The following is a 200-nucleotide window of genomic DNA, read 5'->3' as shown; positions in this document are numbered from 1 at the left end:
GCTATAGCTCAGCTGGGAGAGCGCTTGCATGGCATGCAAGAGGTCGACGGTTCGATCCCGTCTAGCTCCACCAAATTACCAGTAAGCTTCGTTTGTCCGAACGAAGCCGAAATCGAAGGTTTTGCGTCCCCTTCGTCTAGTGGCCTAGGACACCGCCCTTTCACGGCGGTAACAGGGGTTCGAGTCCCCTAGGGGACGCC

Annotated in this window: 1 tRNA gene; it reads left to right on the top strand. The window is 57.5% G+C overall.

Annotation, left to right across the window (positions count from 1 at the left end):
* Nucleotides 1-125: 125 nt before the first annotated feature.
* Nucleotides 126-198: transfer RNA gene (locus ACCC94_RS30585), tRNA-Glu, on the top strand.
* Nucleotides 199-200: the final 2 nt, after the last annotated feature.

Origin of the sequence: Pseudomonas sp. Pseusp97, from assembly GCF_047304025.1 — a bacterium.
Classification (GTDB): domain Bacteria; phylum Pseudomonadota; class Gammaproteobacteria; order Pseudomonadales; family Pseudomonadaceae; genus Pseudomonas.
The sequence above is the reverse complement of the archived record's forward strand: the minus strand, read 5'-3'. Positions and strand labels throughout refer to the sequence as shown.